Genomic DNA, 6864 nt, shown 5'->3' on the forward strand with positions numbered 1-6864 from the left:
CGCCGCCGGCACCTCCACTGCAGCCTCCGCCACCGGGGAACACGACCACGCCGCCGAGCCCGAGGTCGTCGAGGTCGCGCAGCCCCGCATCCTCACCACCTACGACGGTGGCATCCTGACCCTGGATGCCAACACCCTGGACGTCATCGCCGACGAGAAGATCGAGGGGTTCAACCGACTCAACCCGGTGGGCGACGGACGTCACGCGCTGGTCTCCACCTCCAGGGGATTCCAGCTCTTCGACGCCGGTGTGTGGACCGAGCCTCACGGCGACCACTCCCACAGTTACGCCACCGACCCGGCGCTCACCGACGTCGTCTACAGCGTGGACAAGCCCGGCCACGTCGTCCGCCACGACGGGAAGACCATCCTGTTCAGCGACGGCGACGGCAAGATCCAGGTCTTCGACAGCGCGTCCTTCCTCGAGACGACCGGTGAGGGTGACGCCCCCGAACCGACCGTCACCGAGACCGGGCCGCACCACGGTGTCGCCATCGAGATGTCCGACGGCACCCTGGTGCACACCGAGGGGACCGAGGAGTACCGCGACACTGTCGTTGCCGTCGACGCGGACGGTCAGGAGACCGCCAGGAGCACCGAGTGCCCCGGCGTCCACGGGGAAGCCGCAGCGCAGGGTGAGGCCGCAGCCTTCGGCTGCGAGGACGGGCTGCTGGTCTACAAGGACGGCGGGTTCACCAAGATCCGGGCGACCGAGAAGTACGCCCGCACCGGAAACCAGGCGGGGTCGGAGGAGTCCACCGTCGTCCTCGGTGACTACAAGACCGATGAGGACGCCGAACTCGAGCGCCCCAGGAAAATCACCCTGACGGACACGGTGACGAACACCACGAAGGTCGTCGACCTGGGCACCTCCTACAGCTTCCGTTCCCTGGGACGCGGCCCCGCCGGTGAGGCTCTGGTGCTCGGCACCGACGGTAGGCTGCACGTCCTCGACCCGGCGTCCGGCGAGGAGACCGCCGCCTGGGACGTCATCGACGAGTGGGAGGAGCCGGTCGAATGGCAGGACGCCCGCCCCACCCTGTTCGTCCAGGGTGACCGTGCCTACGTCAGCGAGCCGGACACGAGGGAACTGCACGTCGTGGACCTGTCTACCGGCAAGATCCTGAAGACCGCCGAACTGCCCCAGACGCCGAACGAGCTCACCGGCGTCACAGGGTAGGCCCCGTCATCCGCGGACGGTCCGTGAACCGCGGACGGCACGCTCCGGTCCGCGTGGTTGACTGGTGGGTATGACTGACAGTGCCGGTGCCGCGGACCCGCTCGACCGCTTCTTCGCGCCCGTGGCGTCCTGGTTCCGTGAGGTCTTCGTCGAACCGACGGTCGTGCAGTCGCAGGCGTGGGACGCCGTCAGCCGTGGCGAGCACGCCCTGGTCGTCGCCCCGACAGGATCGGGCAAGACCCTCGCCGCGTTCCTGTGGGCGCTGTCACGGCTGACCTCCGCCGGTCTGATGCTGGAGGGAGGGGCGGCGGGCGAGGCGCACCGGGGCACCCGGGTCCTCTACATTTCCCCGCTCAAGGCCCTCGGCGTGGACGTGGAGCGCAACCTGCGCGTCCCGCTGGCCGGGATCGCCCGGACCGCCGCGGCGACGGACACCGACATCGCCCCGGTGACCGTCGGCGTCCGCAGCGGGGACACCCCGCAGAGTGAACGCGCGAAGCTGCTGCGCACCCCGCCCGACGTCCTCATCACCACGCCCGAGTCGCTGTACCTCATGCTGACCTCCAAGGCCGCCGGGACACTGGTGGACGTGGACACGGTCATCATCGACGAGGTCCACGCCGTTGCCGGCACCAAACGCGGGGCGCACCTCGCGCTCAGCCTGGAACGCCTCGATGCCCTGGTCGCGGACCACGGTGGGGCGGTGCAGCGTATCGGTCTGTCGGCGACGGTGAATCCGGTGGAGACCGTGGCATCCTTCCTCGGCGGTGACCGGCCGGTGACCGTGGTCAACCCACCGGCGCACAAGCTCTGGGACGTGAAGGTCCGCTCGGTGGTCCCGGATTTCCGTGAACCGCCGGAGGTGGAGCCGCCCGTCACCGGGGACGCGGACGGGGACGCGGACGAGGACGAGAACGGGGCCGAGAACGGGGCTGGCCCCGGCATCCCCCTCGACGATGCGCTCGTCGGTCCGACACTGATCGGCGAGGGTGTCGGCGGGGTCACCGACCCGGGATCGGGACGCCGCGTCGCCTCGGGCGTGGACCGCGAATCGGCCCTGCCGCAGCAGAGGTCCGTGTGGCCGCACGTGCAGCGCGCCATCTACGAGCAGGTGATGGCCGACCGTTCCACCCTCGTCTTCGTCAACGCCCGGCGCACCGCCGAACGCCTCACCGGCGCGCTCAACGAACTCTGGGCCACCGAACACGACCCGGAGTCCCTCGCCGCGCCGACCCGGCGTGACCCCGCCCAGCTCATGGCCCAGTCCGCCGCGGTGACGGGCGCCCCGGCCGTCATCGCCCGCGCCCACCACGGCTCGGTGTCGAAGGACGAACGCGCCGACATCGAGCAGGCGCTCAAGGAGGGCTCGCTGCGCTGCGTGGTGGCGACCTCGTCACTGGAACTTGGCATCGACATGGGACTGGTCGACCATGTCATCCAGGTCGGGGCCCCGCCGAGCGTCTCCTCGGCGGTGCAGCGTGCCGGGCGTGCCGGGCACGCCGTCGGCGCGGTGTCCAGGGCCACCGTCTACCCCCTGCACCGGGCGGACGCCGAGGCGGCGACCGTCATCGTCGACCGGATGCTCGCCGGGGACCTCGAACCACTGCACGTGGTCACCAACGCCCTCGACGTGCTCGCCCAGCAGACCGTCGCGCGCGCCGCGCAGGCGGAGTCGACCGGCGGTGAGCCGGTGGACGTGGAGGAGTGGTTCCGCACCGTGCGGCGCGCCCACCCCTACGCCGCACTGCCCCGTGAGGCCTTCGACGGGGTCATCGAGCTGGTCAGTGGCCGCTACCCCTCCACCGACTTCGCGGAGCTGCGCCCCAGGGTCGTCTACGACGCCACCGCCGGCACCCTCACCGCTCGACCCGGGGCCCGGCGCATCGCCGTGACCAGCGGCGGAACTATCCCCGACCGTGGACTGTTCGGTGTCTTCCTGCCCGCCGACGGGAACAACGCCGGCGGACGGCGGGTCGGTGAACTCGACGAGGAGATGGTCTACGAGTCCCGGGTGGGGGACGTGTTCACCCTGGGTGCGTCCTCCTGGCGGATCGCCGAGATCACCCGCGACCAGGTGATCGTCACACCGGCGGCCGGGCACACCGGCCGGCTGCCGTTCTGGGTGGGGGACGCCGAGGGTCGACCCGCAGAGCTCGGACCGGTCATCGGTGCGGCGCGCCGGGCGTGGGGGACCGGCGGGGACGGTGACCTGAGGGAGGCGTCCTTCCTCGACGGGAACACGCGGGCCAACCTCGACAGGTTCTACACCGGGCAACGGGAGGCGACGCAGATCATCCCGGACGAGCGGACAGTGCTCATCGAACGGTTCCACGACGAGGTCGGGGACTGGCGTGTCGTCATCCACTCACCGTGGGGTCGGTCGGTCAATGCTCCGTGGGCGCTGGCGATCGGTGCCGCCCTGACCCGGAGATCCGGGATCGACGCGATGGCGGTCGCCGGGGACGACGGCATCGTGCTGCGGCTGCCCTACACCGAGGACGCTCCGGGGGTGGAGCTGCTCACCGGCGGGGACGCGGGCCGGGTCGACACCTCAGACGCCGCCCCGGTCGTCGCCCCGGTCGTCGCCCCGGTCGTCGCCGAGGTGACCGATGCCGTTGGTTCCTCGGCCCTGTTCGCCGGCCGGTTCCGGGAGTGCGCGGCACGCGCCCTGCTGCTGCCCCGCCGCAACCCGGGAAAGCGTCAACCACTGTGGCAGCAGCGGCAGCGGGCGAGTCAGCTGCTCGATGTGGCGCGTCCGCACCCGGAGTTCCCGGTGATGGTCGAGACGATGCGTGAGTGCCTCCGGGACGTCTACGACCTGCCCGCCCTGGAGCGGATTGTCGCGGCAGTCGGGTCGCGACGGATGCGCGTCGCCGAGATCACCACCGACGCGCCGTCCGCGTTCGCCGAGTCCCTGTTGTTCAGCTACACCGGGGCGTTCCTCTACGAAGGGGACTCCGCCGAGCGGGCCGCCGCCCTGTCGGTAGACCCCGCCCTGCTCGCCGCGGTGCTGGGTGCCCGTGGGCAGGGGCTGGAGCTCGATGACACGGTGGTCGCGGAGATCGTCGCGTCCCTGCAGTGGCTGGCGTCCGGCCGGCAGGCACGCTCGGCCGAGCAGGTCGTCGACCTGCTGCGCGCCCTGGGGCCGGTGGCGCCCGGGGAGGTCTCCCGCCGGATCGACCCTGCGGTCGCCGGTGGGGTCGCCGGAGTCCTCGACGAGGTCCGGGCGATGATCCCGCGACGTGTCTGCGAGGTGAAGGTCGGCGGGGTGCTGCGGTGGGCGGTGGCCGAGGATGCCGCGTTGCTCCGCGACGGCCTCGGCATCCCGGTCCCGCCTGGAGTGGGGGCGCCGGTGGAGACCGTGCCGGACGCGGTGGACCAGCTGCTGCTGCGCTGGGCGAGGACACACGGGCCGTTCACCGCTGCCGAGGTCGCGACGGAGTTCGGGCTGGGTGTGGCGACCTCGGACGCGTTGGCGAAGCGGTGGGTCAGCGGTCGACGGCTGGACACTGTGACGGTCGGTGTGACGGTCGGTGTGACGGACGGTGTGACGGACGGTGTGACGGACGGTGTGACGGACGGTGGAAGTGGCGGGGCACGGTACGTCGATACGGGCGTCCTACGCAGGCTGCGTGCCGCGACCCTGGCGAAGGCCCGCGGCGCACTCGAGCCGGTGAGCAGGCAGACCTACGTCTCCTTCCTGGAATCCTGGCACGGGCTGGGGGAGGGGGAGCGGGAGGATCTGGCGTCCGTCATCGAGCAACTGGCGGGTGTCGCACTGCCGGCGAGCGCCTGGGAGACTGTGGTGCTGCCCGCGCGGATCCCCGCTTACACGCCGGCGGACCTCGACGATCTCATGGCCTCCGGTGAGGTCGTGGTCGTCGGAGCCGGAGCAGCATCGCCGACGGATCCGCTGGTCATGCTGCTGCCTGCGGATCTGGCGCCACTGCTGGTGGCTGCTCCGGAGGCCTCCGACACACCGTTGGGGCCGGTGGCGCAACTGATCCGTGACCGGGTCGCCGGGGGAGGTGCCTTCCTCGCCGCGGAGATCGGTCGGGCGCTCGGCGAGGGAAGGGGAGACACCGCGTTGTCCGCACCGTTGTCGGCACCGGGGTCCGCACCGTCGCATGATGTGGTGGACGCCGCCATCCGTGAACTCTTCGACGCCGGCGTCCTCATGCCAGACTCCTTCGCCGCGGTCCGCGCCAGGCTGGCGGGCACCGGGATCACCGATGTGGCCGGCAGTCGGGCCGGGGCGTCCGCAGCGTCGGCGAAGGGCGCTCACAAGGCGCCGCGGCGTGGACGCGGCCGGGGTTCTACGGCACGACTACGCATGGGGCGCACCACCTTCGCCCAGACAGTGAGGTCCGAGGAGGTGCGGACGCGCCGGGCGGCGATGAACGCCCATGCCGGGGTGCCCGGACGCTGGTCACTGGTGCCCGCGGCCGGTGGTGCGGCAACCGACCGGGCGATCGCCCGGGGTGAGGCGTGGCTCGACAGGTACGCCGTGGTCACCCGTGGATCGGTCATGGCGGAGCATGCTGAGGGCGGGTTCGCGGCGGTGTACCGGATGCTCACCGCCTGGGAGGACAACGGCACGGTGCTGCGCGGTTACGTCGTCGACGGGCTCGGCGGCGCACAGTTCGCGTCGCGTGAGGTCATCGACCGGCTCCGCGAGATCGAGGAGGACGCCGCCCCCGTGAACGGTGCCGGGGGGTGCACCCCGGTGGTGCTGGCGGCGTCCGACCCGGCGAACCCCTTCGGCGCGGCGGTGCCGTGGCCGGAGATCCACGGGACCGGTGGTGATACCGCCGGCGGTGTCGGCCGTCCGACCCGCGGTGCCGGGGCACTCGTCGTCATCGCCGGCGGCCGTCTCCTCGCCCACCTCACCCGCGGCGGACGCAGTGCGCTGCTGTTCTCCCGGCCGACATTCGGTGACGGCGACGGAGGAATCCCGGGCAGTGCCGGGGTCGCCCCTGACGCCGTTGATCCTGCCGATGTACAGGCGGTCGTCACCGCTCTGTCGGACCTGGTGCACGCCGGCCGGTTGTCCCCGGTGACGGTGGAGAAGCTCAACGGCGTGGAGGTCACCGCTGTTTCCGCGTCGATGCGGCGGGCATGGACGGACGCCGGTGCCCGGTTCACCCCGAAGGGCCTGGTGGTGAGGTGAGTGCGGTGACGCCACCGCCCTCCCCGCCGGACGGAACTGCATCTGTCCCGGCCAGAGGTCGACCACCGTGGGGTGGTCTGGGCCTGCTGAACCACCGTGGGGCGGTCAACCTGGAGCGGGGGACCGCGATCCTTGGCGGTCGTCAACGGTTACCGTGTCAGGGGGGGCGGCATCCTGTGGTGGTGCCCACAACCCGTGACCCCGGAGGAGGGACCGGGTGTGGACGAAGGGATCTGACGGTACCGGTGTTCGGCAGCTCTGCGATCATGGCGCAGCACACCTTGATCAGCCTCGACGACCGCTTCACGGACGTCCTCGCCGCTGACGTGGAGTCCGGGACGGTAACGCTCGGCCGGGCGGGGTCATCCGCTCCGCGTTGCATCCCCTGGCGGACAGGGAAACACAGACGGCGGCTCTTCGCACCGCGCCCGTCGCCTCTGACAGGCACCTCTGACAAGCCCCTCTGACAGGCACCGTCTGACAAGCACCTCTGGCAGGCACCTCTGGCAGGCAC

Annotated in this window: 2 protein-coding genes; both read left to right on the forward strand. The window is 71.5% G+C overall.

All coding sequences use genetic code 11. The features are described from left to right. On the forward strand, positions 1-1180 hold a 1180-nt coding region (gene aztD / locus QZV72_RS10520), incomplete at its 5' end, for a zinc metallochaperone AztD (protein ID WP_297008280.1). Between the two features lie 70 nt (positions 1181-1250). Then, positions 1251-6350 carry a DEAD/DEAH box helicase gene (locus QZV72_RS10525; protein WP_297008282.1) on the forward strand — a complete coding sequence of 1700 codons (5100 nt, stop codon included), beginning with the start codon at positions 1251-1253 and terminating at the stop codon, positions 6348-6350. Positions 6351-6864 lie beyond the last annotated feature (514 nt).

This window comes from uncultured Corynebacterium sp., assembly GCF_902782855.1.
GTDB lineage: Bacteria > Actinomycetota > Actinomycetes > Mycobacteriales > Mycobacteriaceae > Corynebacterium.

Coding starts and splice junctions, on each gene's coding strand:
- QZV72_RS10525 (WP_297008282.1), top strand. CDS start 1,251: ATGACTGACAGTGCCGGTGCCGCGGACCCGCTCGACCGCTTCTTCGCG.